Here is a 19,128-nt window from a genome sequence, read left to right on the forward strand (position 1 = left end):
GCTTGTAACCTTTAAGAAGCAGGAATCACGATTTTCTGTCCAACTTTCAGGTTATGCACATTTGAGATTTTGTTAGCTGTTGCCAGCTTGCGCCAGTCCACACCATATTTCAAACCGATGCGGTACAGGTTGTCCCCTTTTTTCACCACATATACAACCTTGTTGTTAGTTGCCGGTTTCTCAGGTTGAGGCTTAGGCGTTGGCGTTGGTTTAGGCGTTGGAGCTGGCTCCGTACCTGTTTCAGGTGTTGTTGTTGCTTCACCTGTCAGTTTCAAACCGTACTCTGCAAAACCTTCTTTGTTCGTACCGATGAACGACATCGCCGGATTCGCTTCAACCAGACCTTTCGCATCCGGGGATGAAGCAAACACAACTTCAAGATCACTCAACGTTGCTGCGGTTACACCCGCAGATGGCTTGATTGGTGCCAGGGACCAGTTGCCGTCCGCTGCCGGATTAATCGTTTTATTCTCACGGATGTAGTCAATGATCACTTGACGGTTCTCATCCGGTGCAGCCAGAACGATCCGTTTGCCGTCCGGGTTAGCCAATTTGGATGAAGAAGCACGGTAGTTATTTGTCGCTACAATGAATTTCTGTTCTGGATCGATCGGTTTGCCGTTAAAGCTCAGATCCTTGATCCGGCTTGCGGATGCATTAACGATCGTAGCCTTGCTATCGTATTTGGCTGGTTGAGTCACATCAATCTGATACGTTACACCATCGATAACATCGAAGTTGTACGTTGGGAAGTCATTGTTGATCAGTTGTTGTTGACCACCTTTAGCCGGGTCGATCTGGTTGAACTGGCCAGCAGACCATTCCAGCCATTCTTTCAGTTCTGCACCGTCGACCATTACAGCATGTACCGTATTTGGATACACGTACAGGTCAGCAACGTTTTTGATCGCAATGGTGCCTTTAGGAATATTCGTGTAATACGAAGCGCCTGAACGTCCACCGGCTTTGAATGGAGCACCTGCGGACAATACAGGGATTTTCTCATACTCCGTACCTTGCATATGTTTTTCAACATACCATTTCTGTGCATTCGTTACGATCTGAATGGATGGATCATCCTGAACCAGAGCGAAAAAGCTGTTGATTGGTGCTGTCGTTTCGCCTACTGGACCACGAACATACTCCAATGTACCTTCATGCTCTTCATGAACCGCATCAATGATGTCCTGATCTGCATCTACCAGAGGTTTTTTATTGGCTGTGTCATAGATTGGGCGTGCTTCCGTTTTGGAATCCACCACTTTCCATTTGCCATCTACCAACTCCAGATCCAGATCGATAATACCGAGATGATCACCCCAGAAACCTGGCTCAACAGCAGGAACGCCATTGATTGTACCTTTCTCAAGGTCTACCCCTTTTTTGCCGGCAAAATCGGCACTTGGGAATACTTTATGAGCATGTCCAAACAGAATGGCATTAATGCCTTCTACCTGACTCAGATACAATACGGAGTTCTCCATCAGATCCGTTTGAGGGATATCCTCAAATCCGGAGTGAGGAATGGCTACAATAATGTCAGCACCTTCAGCCTTCATTTTCGGAATGAATTTCTTCGCAGTAGCGATGATATCCTTGGCGATGACTTTGCCTTCAAGGTTAGCGCTGTCCCACTGCATGATTTGCGGCGGCACAAATCCGATCACACCCACTTTGATCGTATGCTCTTTGCCAGTCTCATCCGTTACTTTTTTGTCCAGAATCTCATACGGTGTGAAGTAATTCTTGTCATTCGTCTCATCATCATCACCATCATCTACATAGACATTGGCATTAATGTAAGGGAAGTTCGCTCCCTCCAGCGTCATGTCCAGGAAGTCCAGGCCATAGTTGAACTCATGGTTACCGATGTTACCTGCATCATAATCGAGCAGATTCATCGCTTTATATACAGGGTGAGTCTCACCCTTTTTCAGTGGATCAATCTTCGCGACATAGTCTCCCAGCGGGTTACCCTGAATCAGATCACCATTGTCGAACAGCAAGCTGTTCTTGGCTTCATCACGTGCTTTCTTGATCAGTGTAGCTGTTTTGGCAAGTCCATACTGGTCTGTCTCTTTGTCGGAATAGTAGTCGTAGTTAATCAGATTGTCATGAATGTCTGTTGTCTCCATGATCCGCAGTTTAACTTTGGCAGCATCCGCAGCCGATACAGGTACCGGAAACACCGCAAGCACGTTTAATGCAACCAAAGCGGCAGTCAGGCTTGATAATACTTTTTTACTCGTTTTCAAAATAACCCCTCCCGGTTATGTACATTGAATCATGCATTAATGGGCAAACGAAGAGCGCAGAAAAAGATAGATCTCATGGGTTGTGCGTACTGACGCTCTGATGACATGCATCGGAATTCCAGGTAAGTTTATCTCACATGAACATCTATTTATGTCTGTGCTTGTCGTTTACATTCCAAATCATAACGCAATGTTCAGCCATTGAAAAGCATTATTTTTTACATTACCCGCACATACCTAGGCAAGTTTACATTATCATGCGTGATTTCGACATTTTTTTCAACATTTTAGTAGGTATATTGTACTCAATATCTTTAAAATACGTATATTACATTTGTCTTACATGTATAACCAATTCAGCTTTATTCATCCATACCAAAAACCGTGAAACCTTGATGGCTTTCACGGTTGGATTGAACTCTGCGCATATTTCACATAAGGACGCTACTTTGCAGAGGTTATGTTCATATTCGGATTATTGTTCCCACACATGATGTTCATGATCTTTCCCTGTATATTCAATACGAGTCGGGGTGATATCCAGAATGACATAGTTCGGATCATTAGGTCCATCGAACCACGCCTTCAGTTCGTCGTTCCATACTTGCTCACGCAAGCCTTCGTTCTTCGTCACTTCACAGGTTCCTTCAATCTCAACGACTTCCTTGGAACCACCAGCCTCATAACCAAGCAGAAGGCTAACATTCGGATTATTCTCCAGTTCCTCTACTTTGTGTGTACGGCGGTTCGTTGCCAGATGAATGTTCAGGCCATCGTTGAAAAGCGCCATATAGCGGGATTTCGGTTTACCATTCTCTACAGTCGAAAAGCTGCAAAAAGGGTTGTTTTCCAATGCTTTTACAATGTTTTGTTCCAATTCAGTCTGGTTCATGGGAAGTGCTCCTTTCGGTTTTGGGGGAATATTGGAAGGACTATGTAGGCGGCCGTTCAGGGTACGGATCGTTCTTTGGATCGCTGTTATCCCCGGATTTTTTGGATTCCCTTTTCTCAAAGGGAAAATCCGGTGATAAAGGCGAACGCTTCGCTTCCTCAGAATCGATTCCGTCCCCTCCACTACGTCTACTGTTCTCCCAATTAAGGGTAGATAATAAAAGTACAAAGAGAAGTGTAGTTGTTACTCTCTCTTTTGTTTAATGACAGTTCATTAATCGCTTATAACTAGAGCCAGCTTAATGCAGCTCTGTAACAAGCCTGTACTTATAGTGTACCCACCTCACCTGTGGTGAATCCATGAACCGATACACTAACGTGACAAAATCGGAAAAGTTCTTTATAAAAATGTTTACATAAAGGGGTTAGCGCAAAATTTCTTCATGGCTGATTTAATTTAAATCTCCAAGATAGATTGATGAAGAACCCGATTGAAGCAGTAACTCACCGATGGTTTTTGGATATAAACGAACCTGAGACAGCTCTTCCAGCGCAATCCATTCCACGGCGACTTGATGGTCGTCAGGATTGGAGCCTTCAAAAATAGTTGCCTCCGGATCGATCAGGCTGCACGCAAAATAAAATTCAACCTGGTGGATATCTGCATCCCACTCGGCGAATTCATGATTTTTTCCGATATACTCCCGGATATGTAACAGCTCTCCTACGTTCACAGCCTGACCAATCTCCTCCAGACATTCACGCGCGACCGCATCCTTGAGTTCTTCACCTTTCTCCTGTCCTCCACCCGGGAACACATAAGCGGTACCATATTGGTCTTCCAGCCGGATAACCAGCAATCGTCCATCCTGCACAATGACGGCCTTCGCCGAGTTGCGTATGGGTTTCATTCTGTTCTTTCACTCCTTGTCATTCCTAAATTATGAGCGGATAACGTAATACCCTCCGATTCCAGTACACTACGAATTTCTTGGGCAAATACGAGAGCGTTCGCTCCGTCACCGTGGATACAGACCGTCTCTGCCTTCATGGAAACCAGCGTACCATCCGTGGATACAACCACGCTGTCTTTCACCATCTGGAGCACTTGAGCAATCGCTTGTCCCGACTCTTCAATGACAGATCCCGCTTGGCTTCGAGGGGTTAGCTTACCATCCGCCCCATAGGTTCGATCCGCAAACACTTCGCTCACACTGCGCAGACCGATGCGATCCGCAGCGTGAATCAGCACACTGCCCGCCAGACCGTACAGATATAGACCAGGCTGAACTTTATAGATTGCCTCGGCAATAGCTTCAGCAAGCTTCGCATCTTCTGCAGCCATATTGTATAAGGCACCGTGCGGTTTCACGTGATGCATTCGCCCCCCACTTGCACGGACAAAGGCGTCCAGCGCACCGATCTGATACACCACCATGTCATATGCTTCCCGTGGCGTAATGTCCATACGTCTTCTGCCAAACCCTTGCAGATCCGGCAACCCGGGGTGAGCTCCAATTGCCACCTGATGCTCCAATGCCCTCTCCACCGTGATCCGCATCGTAGCCGGGTCTCCTGCATGAAATCCGCAGGCAATATTGGCTGATGTAATCAAGGGCAAAATGGCTTCGTCCGATAACGTGCGATATATACCATAACTTTCGCCCAGATCACAATTGATATCCAAGGTTTTTGAGGTATTCATTGCGTACTCTCCATTTCTGCCATTCTTCTGCGTATCAGCTTATCCATGAGCTGCATGTTGCATTCCTGTTCCGTGTACAACTGCCGGGCTTGATCATGCGTAATCTGTGCAAACGAAATTCGGGCTCCCGGCCTAGCCTGAGCCAAGATTGGTATATCCGCCTGAGCCACCTGTGCTATAACAGGATAACCTCCAATGGTCTGATGGTCTGCCATCAAGATGATGGGCTGACCATCTGGTGGCACCTGCACCGTGCCATAGGTAACGGCTTCAGACAACCGATCCAGCGGCTGATTCAGCTCCAGTCTGGAGCCTTGCAAGCGATAGCCCATCCGATCGGATTGCGGAGAGATCATATATTCTTCCGCATAAAATTGTCCCAGACTTGCCTCGCTGAACAGCGAGCTGTCCTTGCTCTCCATCACACGAATAACAGATCTCCCATAATAGTCAGGTCTTTCGCGTTCAGATAAGAACCACGCTGGCGCCAATATTCGGTGGTTCCACTCACTCTCCTCACCTTGCTGTTCCAGACGCTTCATCCATCCTTGTGCTTCTTCAGAAGGTTCACCTGTAGATAATAGATCTGCCACATGCAGGGCTCTACCTTCCAAACCGCCAAGGCCTGTCTTGAGATCTGTGCTTCGACTGCCCATCACTTCAGGCACAGCTATGCCTCCGGCAAATGCAAGATAACCGCGCAAGCCTTGACGGCATGGGCCAAACTTCAGTACACTTCCAGCCCGCACGAGCACAGGACGCCACAAAGGCACAGGCAGATGATCCACGGTTGCCGTCAGATCGGCCCCACATAAGGAGACTAGCTGGCTCTCCTGAAATCGAAGCTCCGGCCCCGTCATCGTCATCTCCAGCACGGCGGCATGGCGGGAGTTGCCCACAAGCATATTGGCTGCTCTGGCTGCAAAGGTGTCCATGACACCGCCAGGATGAATACCATACCTGCGATAGCCGGTTCTGCCTTCATCCTGAATGGTAGATAACAGCCCAGGACGAATCACTTCGATACTCATCGTTCATCCTCCATCCGCTTCAACGCCAGATAGTCCTGCATCGTAATCTGTTCAAATCGAACCCGATCACCTGCTGCAAGCAAACTTGGTACGTCTTCACTCGGCCGAAACAACCGGAGTGGCGTTCGTCCAATACATTGCCATCCTCCGGGTGTGTCCACCGGATAGATTCCCGTCTGTTTGCCCCCAATCCCTACTGTACCGGCCTCTACCCGAAGCCTTGGCGTTGCCCGTCTGGGCGTAGCAATCCGTTCAGATAACCCACCGAGATACGGAAAACCTGGGGCAAATCCAATCATATGTACGAGATAATCCCCGGATGTGTGAATCGCAATAACGTCTTCTGAGGTCAGTCCATGCTCACTGGCAACATAGTCCAGATCAGGCCCCCATTCGCCACCGTAACATACGGGAATCGTGACCGTTCTGGACTTGTCCTGAACGGATTCCTTCATTTGGTTCAACAGATGAAGCAGAGTGCGGCATAACTGGGGATAAGGGGAGATAAACGGATCGTAAAATACCGTAACGGATGTGTATGAGGGCACCCATTCGATCATGGCTGGCAAAGCGCTTTTTTCCAGTAGAGCGCATACAGACATCACTCTGCCCTGCACTGTGTCAGACAAGTGATCCCCGCAATCAATAATCACGGCTGTCTCGCCCAGCGGAGAGAAGATTTCCTCTGTCCATGCATACGTCAATTCGCTCATGCGCCATCTCCCCTTTTTCCACACGTTTAGCGTATCGTTATTTCACTCTCTCCAATGCCTGTAACACTAGTGTACGAACCAACGGAAACGGCTCGTCTTCTTCTATACGTATCGCAAGATACAGTGTCTGCAAAAACAGACGCACGTTCAGCTTCCTATGACTGGTGTCCAGAAGTGATCTGTTTACTGCCTTATCTCCTTGATGAAGGGAATCGATCCACAACGTAATATCCTTTTGCTCCAGCAAGTTGCGACGAAGAATGGTCATTATGGCATGCGCTATTCGCTGATCCTCATCATGGATGTAAACCACACTGGATTCCGTTATTTTTACAGCGAGTGCATGCATTAGTTCCTGTAAGTCCGTCCGCATCAGATAGGGTGACTGGGCCAGATCTTCAACTGCGTCAGCGGCGTGTGCCGGAGCATGCGCCCAACCCTTATCATCGACATAGCCGCGAACATCTTTTTCACAAGTCAGATATGTAGTTAACCGATGATGAACCCCTGTGATATCCTCTTTGTCCAGGAAAGGTCGCTGACGATCCACATTCAGAATGGGAGGCAGTAATAACACCGAGAAGGTCCGTGTAAACACATTGTCTGTTCCCTGCTCTCCGATCCCATAGAACAGGTGCTGATCGTCCAGCGCCAACTGTAACACATGCCTTAGCTGATCTTCCGAAAACACACCCTGTCCAATCCAGGTTGCAAACGTAACATAGATCAATTCATCCCGCAGGACAGGGTCAGTACTACCAATATGTTTCATCATGTGCAGTGCCAATTTGTAAGGCTGTTCCTCGTGATCAATGGAATGATTAGACGACTGAATATGCTGTAATTTTTGTTTTAACGTCAGAGCATCCATCTATTGTGCATCCCTGGGCGAATCCAAATGCACGCTGCAATTGTACAGTTCGCATTGCCACGTATCATCTTTCTTGGCGATCCGAGTAATGGATGTGTTGGACAGCTTCACGCTGATATCAAGCGCAGGCACCAGACCTCGAAGTGTGTTCCGCAGAACGGCTCCGTGACTGACAACGATTACTTTCCCATCGGGGTGCTGCTGTACAATCTCTTCAAGCACCGCACTACCTCGAACACTCCCTGCATCTGCAAGCTCACGTCCCAGATCCAGGGTGCTCCAGTCCGCTCCCCACTTGGCTAACCGTTCCTCTTCCGTCGTTCCTTCAACCTGTCCTCCGCCCATCTCGCGAAGTCTAGGGTCCAGATGAATCTCCTGAATACCCAAGCGATCACCAATGATGCGAGCCGTCTCACTTGCACGTTCCAAGTCACTTGCATAGATGGCATCCCAGGATTCCTCGGCCAGTCTCGCCGCAAGTAATACTGCCTGTTCCCTTCCTTCCTGATCCAGCGGATTGTCCGTCTGTCCCTGTGAACGTTTTTCCTTATTCCATGCGGTACTTCCATGGCGAATTAATGCAATTTCAGTCATTGTTCTTCCTCACCTTTTTCTATATGAAGTTCATCTTCTGTAAAGTGTTTGCGTGCCTTCGGCTTGGCAAATTTGCCGCCATTATATTGAGAAGACCCGTCTCTCGGAATCGAGAGACTGTCCCAAGCTGTTTCTTTAAGCATTTTCGCGGCAAATACAATCTGTCCGACATGATATGGATAGTGCGCCAATTGCCGGATAATTGCCTCCATGACGGTGTGTCCTTCATTGCGAATGTATATGATGTGAGACAATTGTTCCGGGGTAAACGAACGAATGGCTTCGAGTAGACAATTCCAGCCTTCCTCCCATTTGGAGAGCAACTCTTCCCGGGAAGAAATATCATTCACGAACTCGGCGTCCCGTTCACGCCACGGTTTCTCACCATCTGTTGTCAGTACATCCGTCCAACGGGACAGCATATTGCCCCATAAATGTTTTACGATTACCGCAATGCTGTTCGCGTCTTCATTCCAGGATTGAAACAATTGCTCGGACTCCAGTTGCGCCATCGCTTTTTCCCCAAGCTGCTTGTAATACAGAAATTGCTTCTCCGCTGTCTCCAGAAAAACCTGATTCATATCCATCCGTTAACCACCCTTCGGAAAAGTATGTTGTGCCCTGATCACGTTCAGACCGATCCGTCACATGTTACTTTATTCAGGAAATGAGAATGTGCCGTCTGCATTCGGTTCAAATGGAATGACTTTACGGACCGCATCCAAATTAAGTTCTCCATAAATATGTGGAAATAGTTCATTTAATTCGTACAGATCCTCATACACCAGTTCCGGCTTCAATGCCTTCTCATCAATGCTAAGCAATAACAGATCCGTGCGGCCTGCATAGTATTGCCCAGCTACCCAAGGAATCTGTTCCTTGGTGGAACAATGAATGAATCCGTCTGTCTCCAGGCTATCAGGTGCATACTCACTTCCCTTGGACACTTGCTCCCACAACGAACGGGAAATAATACTATAGATCATGGTTCCGCCTCCTTCAATTTCTGCGATGTACCCTATGTGTCGTTGGAAATATTATAGATCATCCCGGATACGGGAGTACATTTTTTGATCCGTGAACACCCCTTTGATCTTCAACTGTTTACGCAGCAGACCTTCGTACGACATGCCCAGCTTCTCCATGACACGTGCAGAGCCTATGTTGCCTGCATTACATTTCCCTTCCAGCCGATTGCAGCCCAGTTCCCGAAAGCAATAATCCACGATGGGTTGCATCGCTTCTACTGCGAGACCCTTCCCCCATTGACTGCTGGCTATCGCGTACCCCAGTTCAGCACTTTGCATGGGCTCGTTGAGATGAAAAATGCCACCTCTCCCGATCAACGTCCCTGTCTCCTTCAGGACAAAAGCCCAGATATGGACCGTTCTCCGTTCATAATTATCCAGTACCCGCTGAATATATTGCATTGAATCTTCAACCGTCTCATGGCAATTCCACAAGCTTTGCTGACTCACCCTTGGATCAGAGGCAAACGCATAATATTCATCAAGATCATCCATCGTAAGGCGTCTCAGCTTCAGCCGCTGTGTTTCGAATTCGGCCGATTCGGCAAAAAGTTTCTCTACATTCATTCAGCGTACCTCCATGATTAGAATTGAGTACATCATCGAGCCATCTTATTTCTCAGGAAATAACGATCTATTATCACCATGCACAGAATACCGACCGTGTATCGAATCAGATCAATCACCAGAAAACCATGGCCCAGAATAAGAGAACCCCACACGGTTGAGCGTATCTCAATCAGCCAAGGCGTCTGAATCAACTGCGAGAACTCAATCATCCAGCTGAATGCACAGCTTAAACACATCGCCCATACCAAACTGCGACGAGGCCACACCATGCGAACTCCGAAATAGATCATGCCCGCCCAACATGCATCTCCTGAATGTTCATGCACCCAATTTGGCAATCGTTCACCGAAGTGTCTGGAGGCGAGTCCTGCCGCCATAGTCACCATAACTGCGATGAAATAGATTAGCCTCATAAGTATGCTTTTCAATCAATCACACGCCTTCATCAAGCACTTGTAAAATAAACTGCGTTTTGGCCGCGGTATACGATTCCCTGTCTTCCTTATTCTCATCAGCAAGTTTCGCTTTCAAGACAGCATAGGCTTCCACCAGATCTGGGCGTTTTCTCAGCACATCCCGAAACCGCATTTGACGATCCCAGCGTTCTTCTCCCGGGCGCATCAGATGAAGGTGTACAGATCTCTTGCCATCCTTAACCTTCACCCAGAATCGTCTATAATCCCGACCATCCAGTTCAGGCGGGACGTAGTTCCAGCCCAACGGATTCAACTGATCGGCAATCAGATCCATGTCATCCCATGACTGTACCTGTGCCATCAGATCAATAATGGGTTTGGCGGGTAACCCTGGTATGGACGTGCTTCCGATATGTTCGAAATGATGGATATTAGATTGCTCTAAAAGGCGTTTCAGTTGCCGGATTTCGTCCTGAGCCTGCATGTCCCAATTCGGATTGGGCGGAGCGATCTCTACCGACTCTGTCGCCCAGGCAGGCCAGTTTTCCGGTTGCATTGGATCTGTCATTCAGGTACCTCCTCTTGACCATGACATTTTAAATGATAACCTTCTCTGTATTTTTCATAGGTGTGTTGCTTAGTGCACTCAATCGTAGTACTCCGTTGAAATGTAAGTATGGAACTTAGGGATAGAAGAAGATATTTCAGGTAAGCCAGCTCACTAGAGTTAGGGTCTGAGCTTATAATCGATGCTTTCATATTCATCCCCCCCATTCCCGTTATATTGTTGTTAAAACAGAAGGCATTCCAGATCCCTATTTCTATATATTCAAAAAGGAGCGTATGTCTACGCCCCTGATTGTCTGATACCCTTAGTCACATTGATGATATTTAACGTGATGATGTACTGAAATTATGTTTGGATTTATGCCAAGCGCTTCATTATATGAAGATTTATTTTACCGTAACAGGTATGGTCACTTTTTTGTTGCCCCACTTGGCCGTTATGGACGTTTTACCTTTGCCTACAGCCACAATCTTTCCATTCGTAACTGTCGCTACGCTCGGCTTCGTGCTACTCCACACCGCACTGTTAGTTACAACAGTGGTTTTGCCCGTATCATACTGGGCCATCACACTCAATGTTGTACTTCCCTGCGGAGACAAGACCAGTTTTTTCTGGCCTGTAATCAGCTTTTTGAGTAAAGGTACAACGGTAACCTCTGCCTTTATTGTCTGATTTTGATAAGTTCCTGTCAAGGTGGCTTGTCCTTCAGTCAACGTCTTGACGGCTCCATTTTTCACAATAGCTACATTCGTATTGGAGGAGGTCCATATCACTTGTTTCGAAAGGTTGATCGTTTTGCCGTTTGCGTAGGTGCCGATCACCTTCAACGCTTTGGACTTCTTGATGTTCAGCTGCAATGTGGCAGGTGTAACCTCGACTTTGGTAATCTCGTCCGTCACGGCAATCGGGACTTTCACGATCGTTGTTCCGTATTTTCCTTGAAGCAATACTCTGCCAGGTGTAACACCTTTGATTTTACCGTTTTCCAGCACAGCCGAGCTACTTGATACCGACCATACAATCTCAGACGTCACATCTTCTACCTTACCATTCGCACGGGTAATGCTTACTTTTGGAAGGGTGTTTTCACTGCCTTTAACAAAATTAAAGGAGTTTGGTGAAGCTTTGATGCTTTTGATCTTCTCCTGCACCTGCACGACCAACTGAGCTTTGGACCCGTCTACCTCTGCAAAAATGGTTGCTTCGCCCGCGGCCACAGCCTTGACTTTGCCTTTCACCATCGTTGCAACTGCTGCATTACTGGTGGACCAAGTCACACCTTCGGTAACATCCTGCTTGTTATCAAAACCTTCTACCGTTGCCATCACCTGAAGTGTAGCTGTTTCGGATACACTCATCTTCTGAGGATTGCTGTTGGTTATTTCAATCGATGTCACGTCACCCGTGGCTGCCAAGGCCAACGAAGGGACAAGTAATGTTAATACCATAATAAGGGCAAGTGTGCCTCGAAGCGCCAGTTTGATTCTACTCATTTCTATCTCCATCTCCCATAATCCAATATTTTACTTCTATTATATTATATCGGATACGAATTGCATAAAGTTGAATAACGTGAGTGAGAGTCTTGGAACAATTCATGATTTTCATTGTATAATATGGGAAGGTCGCGTAATACTGTTTTAATAAACCTAAAAGATGGGGGTGGGATATGTATGATCGAAAAGAATTTGCTTGATATGGTTTTACCCAAAAATAATCGTAAACGTATGAAAGCTATCGTCACTTCGACATCCACTAAGATTCGTCCTGAAGACGAAATGGTTCTATTGATGAAAACAGCCCGCAATCGTTTCAAAAAAGCCCTTGAATCTGGACAAATTGAAATCATTAACGAGCGTGAATGGAAGCTGCGTTAAAGAATATAGGTGAACTATGGAACGTATTCAAACACCAGAAATGCAGGAGAGAATTAAATGGGCTAAACGAAAATTGAAGGAACTTGCAACTGATGTGACCAAAAGTGATTTAAAAGAGTTCTATGTAATGGGTATTATTACTCCTATTCTTGATGAATTAGATGCAGATCCAGCCATTATTGTTGGAGGACATGCTGTTGAACTATACACTTCTGGAAGTTACAAGACAGCTGATGTTGATCTGGTCATGATCAGAGATGATTTGGCCCGAAGTTTATTTGATCATCTGGGTTTCGTCCGCGAGGGAAGACATTATTATGTCTCCGAAATGGACATCCCTATCGAAATACCTTCTAATACACTGGAAGGTTCAAAAGATAAGATTATCAAATTATTAACACCTGAAGGCTACTGTTACGTAATTGGAATAGACGACCTTATTTTGGATCGATTGAGAGCCTCCGAGTACTGGACAGATGCCCGAAGCTTGGAATGGGCACGTTACCTGATTTACAGTCAATTTGATACGATTGATTTAACATACATGAGAAAAGTTGCAGCCCAGGAGGATCCCAAATTGGCAGCTCGACTTGAAAAAGAGTACCAGTGGGTAACAGATCATATGTTTAATTAGAAGGAACCCCGGTCAAGGGGTTCCTTTTCTGATTCTTCTTCATTTCCTAAAACATTTTATATCTTCTCTACTTCACTTCATCCTGCTCTGGCAAAATCAAGCTCTCCGCGCCGCCCATATAGGGCCGCAGGGCTACCGGAATGCGAATGCTTCCATTCTCCTGCTGATGATTCTCAAGCAAAGGAATCAGGATACGCGGCGACGCCACCGCCGTATTATTCAGCGTGTGACAATAGGCCAACTTGCCTTCTGCATCCAGACAACGAATATTCGAACGTCGAGCCTGAAAATCATGCAGATTCGACGACGAATGAGTTTCTCCATATGCAGCGCGGCTCGGCATCCAGGTCTCAATGTCATACTGTTTGTACGTTTTCTGCGACATATCCCCGGTACAGACGGCGACAACACGATACGGCAGTTCAAGTAATTGCAGCAGTTCCTCGGCGTGTCCCGTAATCTCTTGCAACATGCGCTCCGATTCTGCCGCATCAGGGGCACAGAGGATGACCTGCTCGACTTTGGCAAACTGATGCACACGGTACAATCCGCGTACATCACGTCCGCCGGAGCCAACCTCACTACGGAAACACGTCGATACCGCGGCCAGCTTCAACGGCTCTTGGACATCGACTATCTCATCCGCATAATACGAGACAAGCGGCACTTCAGAAGTCCCCACCAGCCACTTGTTCTCCCCTTCGAGTTCATAGACCTGGTCCCGGCCCGTTGGGAAAAATCCGGTGTTCACCAGCGCATCCTCCCGGACCATCAACGGAACCTCCATAGGCGTAAACCCGTGCTTCAGCAACAGATCCAGCGCCAGTTGCTGTACTGCCCGATGTAATAACAGGCCAGCGCCTTTTAATACATAGCTTCGCGTACCGCCAATCTTAACGCCACGGGGAATATCGATCAGATCATGCAACTCCCCAAGTTCCACGTGATCTTTGGTGTTATACTCGAACGTCGGCACCTCTCCCACACGTCGCAGCTCCACATTATCCGCATCCGACGTGCCTTTCGGGGTATCCGGGGATACGATATTGGGGACCAGCCACTGCAGCTTCGTTACTTCCTCCTGCACAGGGGCAAGCTTCGCTTCCACGTGTTCCAACTGTTCATTGATTTGTTTCACCTGCGCCCGCAAACCATCGGCCTCTTCCCGATTCCCGGCTTGCATGAGTCTGCCGATGTCTGCGGATAACGTATTGCGTAATCTGCGCCCTTCTTCCGATTCCTGCAAAAGTGCTCTGCGTTCCTCATCCCGCTCCAGCAATGTGCGAATGTTAATCTTGATTTTTTTCCCGTCTGCTGCCGCCTGAACCTCTTCTGCGTGTGCCCGAATCCACTTCATTTCCAACATGGTCACCGTCTCCTTTGGCTGTAAAAATACAAAGAGCGCCCTCATCCCTTGGGACGAGGAGCGCTCTGCTCGCGGTGCCACCCAACTTGCTGAATCAGGATATCCTGCTTCCAGCCTCTTGGTCCGCGATAACGGGCGGTTCCGGTTAACTTGGGGAAATATCGCTCCCCTGGCGAAAACGCCTCCGAGTTGGATGCTCATCAACGGCATGGTCCGATCTGTAATTGTTGTGTCTCAGTATATACGAACGATAGACCAAATTGCAACCTTTAGTATCGATCAGGAATTCATGGCACAACATAACCTGTCCTGTTATGATAGACGTTGTCTCCATGATTGCGCTTTATCGTAATCCTCAATTTATGTATATATGTAGAAGGAGTTCTTTATGAAAAAATTACTTTGGATCGGGTGTCTCTCCTATTTCCTGATAGGACTTGCCCACGTTGTACTCGGTTCCATTCTGCCTGTTGCGCTCGAACATTACGGCAAAGATTATAGCCAGGGCGGAACATTGATCTTCGCTCAATTCGCCGGATTCCTGGGCGGTGTATTGTTATCTCCATGGCTGAACCGACGTTTCGGTAAAAGGGGAGGCCTGTTAATCGCGACAGCATTGCTCTGTATCGCAGAATTATCCTACATGCTGTTGCCGCCATGGGGCTGGATGTACGTCATCGCACCCGCTGCCGGCTTCGGATTCGGAATGGTTGAAGCGGTCATTGGTACGATTATCATCGCTGCAATCAAAGACAATACCGCCGTTGCCATGAGCCGACTGGAAGTGTTATTCGGGATCGGAGCGATGGTCATGCCGCTCATGGCCAGCGGACTGATTGCTGCCGGATACTGGCGTCTGTCCTTTCTCGTTGTTGCAATCTGCGCAGCGCTGACCTTTGTTTTCTGGGCGAAAGGATCATTCGGTGAGCTGGATCAGGTGCTGGATCGGCGGGGGTCAAATCATCGTTCGGTACATACGCACACTGCTGGTGCGTCAGATGAACTGCATTCCACAGCTACCAGTACATCCGGTCCAACCTTTCGCGGACGTAACCTGACTCTTCTGGTTCTATTCGTCCTGTTCTTCTTCCTTTATGTTGGCACCGAGATGAGTCTTGCGAACTTCATGCCAGCGATCCTGATTGAGAAAATGAACATGAAGGAAGCCGGAGCAGCACTGAGTGTTACCTGCTTCTGGATTGCCATGTCTGTAGGACGGCTCTTCGCGGGATATATCGCAGAGAAATTCCAATACCGCGTCTATGTGCTATATAGTTGTCTCGCGTCTGTCTTTTTATTAATTGTTTTCCCATTTACTAACCAAATCTGGTCTGCATTTCTCATTATCTTACTACTCGGACTTGCGATGTCAGGCATCTTCTCCATTGCCCTTGTCTTCGCCAGCAAACTGCTACCCGGAACTGAAGAATCCACACCCAGCATTTTGATTGCCTCAGGTGGGGTCGGCGGTGCCATTCTGCCTTTGATCACGGGATGGAGTCTTGATCATCTGGAGGTTAATCAGTCTGCATGGATGCTTGCCATCTTTGCAGTTGGCCTGCTTGTCATTAGTGTGATCACGTACCAGTGGCAGAACAAACATGTGGTCGATTCAGCGACTTAACAGTTATGGGTCGATACAGTTCAGAGCCGTAGAATCAGAATTGCCTATTAAACAAATCGAAATGTCTACTGTCATGACTTGACGGTAGACATTTTTTGTAGCGTTACTCTGTTTTTACGAATCCAGCACACGCTATTTCCCTCCATTTCTGTATGTTTGATATCTAACGAATCCTAGAGACGTTATTATTGATAATGAGCTTCAAATCAAGGTCTTGTTGCAGTTTTTTGGCATAATAACGCCGCTGATATTCATTAGATTTTTCATTCCACAAGAATCGGCCTAATAAGGTGTTCTCGATTCGTTAGCGCTATAATTACGATCTATACGTTTGCACAAGATTGCCCAGGAAATACTTTAGGCCATCGGAATTACACACTTTTGTTAACAGCAGGCATTACAGGCCCGTTGCTCTTGATGAATTTACCGAATACATATCGTACGAGCGGCCCCAGAATAATTAATTGATAGGGAAGCGCGAGGCTGAAATTACGAGTAATTGTATGAAGGTACGTACCAAGTAAGGATACCCCATTTAATTGGTCCCCAAGATACGCTGAAATCATTCCGTACAAGGACATGATCAGAACCATACCAATCACCATAAAAAATGACATGACCAGCACACCAAGGATCTTGTTGGATTTGTCAAAAGGTAAGGAAAATGCAATTTTTCTCGCTACTGGGCCAACAATGAAGGACTCCACCAGAAAAGCGATGACAAAACACAATATGAATTGAAACAGGATCTCAAGCGGGGACAACTTGCCAAGTATCCCAGTGTGCCACAAATTGAAAGTCATCATCACCAGGACCATTCCTGTACACATCATTAAGCCGAAAATAATTTGTTCCTTCTTGCTCGTAGGCAATTCTCTCATCCTCTCTGTTTACCTTCGTAATTATAGAGATGATGAACCCCACCACATAAGTGAACATTCCGTGAACAAATATGATTTTTCCAAATTAAAATTTGTGGAAGTAACAATATCTATTATCTAGTTCTTCTCCGATACAGATCCATTTATATTGGCGCAAGAAATATAAGCAAGCTTTGATGAGCTGGAGCAAAAATTCAACTCAAAAAATTGTGGGTTTTTTCTATAACATAAATTTCCAGAGAAAAGACAGTTTGGATAACGCTGTGATTGCTATTTGTTTGAAAACAGCGCCTTTCTGATTCGTAGATTCTGCTGGATGTTCACCTTTAACCGCAAGTGTACTAAGTGCACGTTTGATATCCATAGCCTCTGTTAGTTGGTTGGCGAATGCAGAACCGGAAATGACCACAGCGGATTCGGTATTGAGGAAGGCAGATCTGGGATCAAGATTATACGAACCAACCATGCTGAGGTAATCATCCATGACAAATGATTTGCCGTGTATGGAATAAGGGCCTTCGTATTCATATATAGCCAGACTGGTATCAAGCAACCGTTTTTTAGTGCTTAAGTATCCCGCGAAAGCCAAAGGGTTAGGGGTCTGTTGGATTGAATTCGTCAGCATGACCCATTCTGCTTTTGGATTCATCGACAGATGTACGGCTTTCTCCATTTTCTTGGTAGGAATGGCATATGGCGTCTGAAGGTACACTTTCGACTTTGCTTGATTGGCGAAATGAACAAATGTCCTCCACATGATGGGGTCTTTATACAGCCTTTTAATTGGATTGTGAATGAAAGCAACGTGGTCGGAATGAAGCGCTCCTCGAGCCCATTCCTTCGGTAACTCTTTAACAAAAGGATCACTCTGAGCCTGGGCTTTTATATATAAATCAGCCAACTGAGCCAGCTCTTTTAACCCTTTTGCATGATGCTGACGTTTTGCATGTTTTTCTGGTTTGGTGAATGGATGGTTCCATAACTGATCTAGATATTGTTTCATTTCAACAACCGTGCTGTTCGTATTATCGTTTGGATTGTAAACAAGGACATCCCGATCAAAAACATAGTCTTTTGGGGGGTGCAATGCCATATATTTATCACCAATATTTTGGCCGCCAATGATGCCATATGTGTTGTCGACAAGAAGGATCTTGTCATGCAGACGGTTATGCCATGTCCATGGCATAAATAGGTGGAGCGGTTCATAATATCTTAATTCCACATTGGGGTGAGCTGCAATGGCATCTGGAATATCACGCAATTCTCCGCGCATGCTATGAAAAATCCCGTCTAAAATGATTCGAACTTGAACACCCCGATCAGCCGCATCGAATAAAGCAGCAAAAAAAAGCTGAGATGTTTTTCCCTTTTGAATGGAGTAATAGGCCAGGTCGATGCTTGTTTTCGCCTCTCGAATGGTCTGGATTCTCACCTGTCCCGATTGAAAGCCGTCCTCCAGGAGCATTACGCGATCTGTTGTACTTCCTTCTGTTAACGATTTTTGCATATCCGTATTTTCGATAGCAGATGGAGACGGAACCAAAAATAAAAGGTAGGCTGTGAAAAAAACGTAGGCACTATAACACAGAATCATTGCGATTATGGTTTTAAGGATCATTCAGTACTCCCCCATTTTTATGTAAAAGTAATTATTGATATAGCAGTACTATCTCCTTTTGTCTCTAAATTATGTTGTTTAAATGAATCAAGCTGCTCGGCTCAAGGCCAAACGATCAAAAACTAATCACCGAAGCGGCTGAGAAGCAAGTAGACGATGACCCTAAATCCGTTCCCATCCAGTTCCTGACTGGACACGACTGGGCCTCTGGCCTATAATTACACCTAGTAATGCCCGTAACTTCATAGTTTCCCAGGGGAGTCGGAATTGGCCGGCTGAGAGTGTATCCCACCAAGATACTAACCCTTAGACCTGATCTGGATCATGCCAGCGTAGGAATCGGAGTATATCGAAATGGCACAGCCCTATGGCTGAACGCCACCTCTCTAACGCCTGCACGCGTCCCGGATTACGGGGCGCTTTTTTAATGTTCTTTTATATAGCCAGAGAGCTAAAAAAAGTGACGTTATCCGGATCATAGCT

The 19,128-nt window shown here is 46.6% G+C and carries 20 protein-coding genes and 1 riboswitch; of the genes, 3 read left to right on the forward strand and 17 right to left on the reverse strand.

Annotated features, from left to right (window positions below):
* Positions 1 to 11 precede the first annotated feature (11 nt).
* The 14 genes from MHH93_RS20605 to MHH93_RS20670 form a co-directional block, all read right to left on the reverse strand.
* Positions 12 to 2,255 carry a bifunctional 2',3'-cyclic-nucleotide 2'-phosphodiesterase/3'-nucleotidase gene (locus MHH93_RS20605; protein ID WP_500055551.1) on the reverse strand — a complete coding sequence of 748 codons (2,244 nt, stop codon included), beginning with the start codon at positions 2,253 to 2,255 and terminating at the stop codon, positions 12 to 14.
* Between the two features lie 475 nt (positions 2,256 to 2,730).
* Positions 2,731 to 3,147: a pyridoxamine 5'-phosphate oxidase family protein gene (locus MHH93_RS20610; protein WP_074093246.1), complete on the reverse strand. Its 417-nt coding sequence runs from the start codon at positions 3,145 to 3,147 to the stop codon at positions 2,731 to 2,733.
* Positions 3,148 to 3,598: 451 nt separating this feature from the next.
* Entirely contained in the window at positions 3,599 to 4,057 is a 459-nt protein-coding gene (locus MHH93_RS20615; RefSeq protein WP_472474920.1) for an NUDIX domain-containing protein, read from the reverse strand.
* Positions 4,054 to 4,851 carry a LamB/YcsF family protein gene (locus tag MHH93_RS20620; RefSeq protein WP_500055552.1) on the reverse strand — a complete coding sequence of 266 codons (798 nt, stop codon included), beginning with the start codon at positions 4,849 to 4,851 and terminating at the stop codon, positions 4,054 to 4,056. The genes MHH93_RS20615 and MHH93_RS20620 overlap by 4 nt, the downstream gene beginning before the upstream one ends.
* The gene (locus tag MHH93_RS20625) at positions 4,848 to 5,882 is read right to left on the reverse strand and encodes a 5-oxoprolinase subunit C family protein (protein WP_500055553.1); all 1,035 of its coding nucleotides are present in this window, start codon (positions 5,880 to 5,882) and stop codon (positions 4,848 to 4,850) included. Before MHH93_RS20625 ends, MHH93_RS20620 begins: the two co-directional genes overlap by 4 nt.
* A complete protein-coding gene (gene pxpB / locus MHH93_RS20630) occupies positions 5,879 to 6,595 on the reverse strand; it encodes a 5-oxoprolinase subunit PxpB (RefSeq protein ID WP_500055554.1) in 717 nt (238 codons plus the stop codon). The genes MHH93_RS20625 and pxpB overlap by 4 nt, the downstream gene beginning before the upstream one ends.
* A 37-nt stretch (positions 6,596 to 6,632) precedes the next feature.
* Entirely contained in the window at positions 6,633 to 7,466 is an 834-nt protein-coding gene (locus MHH93_RS20635) for a DUF2785 domain-containing protein (protein WP_500055555.1), read from the reverse strand.
* The gene (locus tag MHH93_RS20640; RefSeq protein WP_500055556.1) at positions 7,467 to 8,060 is read right to left on the reverse strand and encodes a histidine phosphatase family protein; all 594 of its coding nucleotides are present in this window, start codon (positions 8,058 to 8,060) and stop codon (positions 7,467 to 7,469) included.
* Entirely contained in the window at positions 8,057 to 8,647 is a 591-nt protein-coding gene (locus tag MHH93_RS20645; protein WP_500055557.1) for a DUF1572 family protein, read from the reverse strand. The genes MHH93_RS20640 and MHH93_RS20645 overlap by 4 nt, the downstream gene beginning before the upstream one ends.
* A 69-nt stretch (positions 8,648 to 8,716) precedes the next feature.
* Positions 8,717 to 9,046: a DUF952 domain-containing protein gene (locus tag MHH93_RS20650; RefSeq protein ID WP_091038169.1), complete on the reverse strand. Its 330-nt coding sequence runs from the start codon at positions 9,044 to 9,046 to the stop codon at positions 8,717 to 8,719.
* Positions 9,047 to 9,097: 51 nt separating this feature from the next.
* A complete protein-coding gene (locus tag MHH93_RS20655) occupies positions 9,098 to 9,655 on the reverse strand; it encodes a GNAT family N-acetyltransferase (protein ID WP_500055558.1) in 558 nt (185 codons plus the stop codon).
* A gap of 32 nt (positions 9,656 to 9,687) precedes the next feature.
* Positions 9,688 to 10,086, reverse strand: coding sequence for a ribosomal maturation YjgA family protein (locus MHH93_RS20660; protein ID WP_500055559.1), 399 nt, complete (start codon positions 10,084 to 10,086; stop codon positions 9,688 to 9,690).
* Between the two features lie 4 nt (positions 10,087 to 10,090).
* The gene (locus tag MHH93_RS20665; protein ID WP_500055560.1) at positions 10,091 to 10,642 is read right to left on the reverse strand and encodes a GrpB family protein; all 552 of its coding nucleotides are present in this window, start codon (positions 10,640 to 10,642) and stop codon (positions 10,091 to 10,093) included.
* A 386-nt stretch (positions 10,643 to 11,028) separates the two neighbouring features.
* Complete coding sequence (locus MHH93_RS20670) at positions 11,029 to 12,135, reverse strand: Ig-like domain-containing protein (RefSeq protein WP_500055561.1); 1,107 nt, start codon at positions 12,133 to 12,135, stop codon at positions 11,029 to 11,031.
* Positions 12,136 to 12,315: 180 nt separating this feature from the next.
* Here MHH93_RS20670 and MHH93_RS20675 point away from each other — a divergent pair, with 180 nt between their 5' ends.
* Together MHH93_RS20675 and MHH93_RS20680 are read left to right on the forward strand one after the other, a co-directional pair.
* The gene (locus MHH93_RS20675) at positions 12,316 to 12,519 is read left to right on the forward strand and encodes a hypothetical protein (protein WP_500055562.1); all 204 of its coding nucleotides are present in this window, start codon (positions 12,316 to 12,318) and stop codon (positions 12,517 to 12,519) included.
* Positions 12,520 to 12,535: 16 nt separating this feature from the next.
* A complete protein-coding gene (locus MHH93_RS20680) occupies positions 12,536 to 13,153 on the forward strand; it encodes a hypothetical protein (protein WP_500055563.1) in 618 nt (205 codons plus the stop codon).
* 67 nt (positions 13,154 to 13,220) lie between these two features.
* Here MHH93_RS20680 and serS read toward each other — a convergent pair whose 3' ends face one another.
* The gene (gene serS, locus MHH93_RS20685; protein ID WP_500055564.1) at positions 13,221 to 14,519 is read right to left on the reverse strand and encodes a serine--tRNA ligase; all 1,299 of its coding nucleotides are present in this window, start codon (positions 14,517 to 14,519) and stop codon (positions 13,221 to 13,223) included.
* Between the two features lie 388 nt (positions 14,520 to 14,907).
* Between serS and MHH93_RS20690 the strand changes: the two genes are divergently transcribed.
* Positions 14,908 to 16,143 (forward strand): MFS transporter, encoded by a 1,236-nt coding sequence (locus MHH93_RS20690; RefSeq protein WP_500055565.1) that lies wholly within the window; start codon positions 14,908 to 14,910, stop codon positions 16,141 to 16,143.
* A 371-nt stretch (positions 16,144 to 16,514) separates the two neighbouring features.
* Here MHH93_RS20690 and MHH93_RS20695 read toward each other — a convergent pair whose 3' ends face one another.
* Together MHH93_RS20695 and MHH93_RS20700 are read right to left on the reverse strand one after the other, a co-directional pair.
* Positions 16,515 to 17,015, reverse strand: a complete 501-nt coding sequence (locus MHH93_RS20695; RefSeq protein WP_500055566.1) for a DUF2798 domain-containing protein — start codon at positions 17,013 to 17,015, stop codon at positions 16,515 to 16,517.
* Between the two features lie 229 nt (positions 17,016 to 17,244).
* Positions 17,245 to 18,645, reverse strand: coding sequence for a phospholipase D-like domain-containing protein (locus MHH93_RS20700; RefSeq protein ID WP_500055567.1), 1,401 nt, complete (start codon positions 18,643 to 18,645; stop codon positions 17,245 to 17,247).
* Positions 18,646 to 18,889: 244 nt separating this feature from the next.
* Positions 18,890 to 19,002: riboswitch (TPP riboswitch) on the forward strand.
* Positions 19,003 to 19,128: the final 126 nt, after the last annotated feature.

Source organism: Priestia sp. FSL H7-0729 (assembly GCF_038005685.1).
GTDB lineage: Bacteria > Bacillota > Bacilli > Paenibacillales > Paenibacillaceae > Paenibacillus.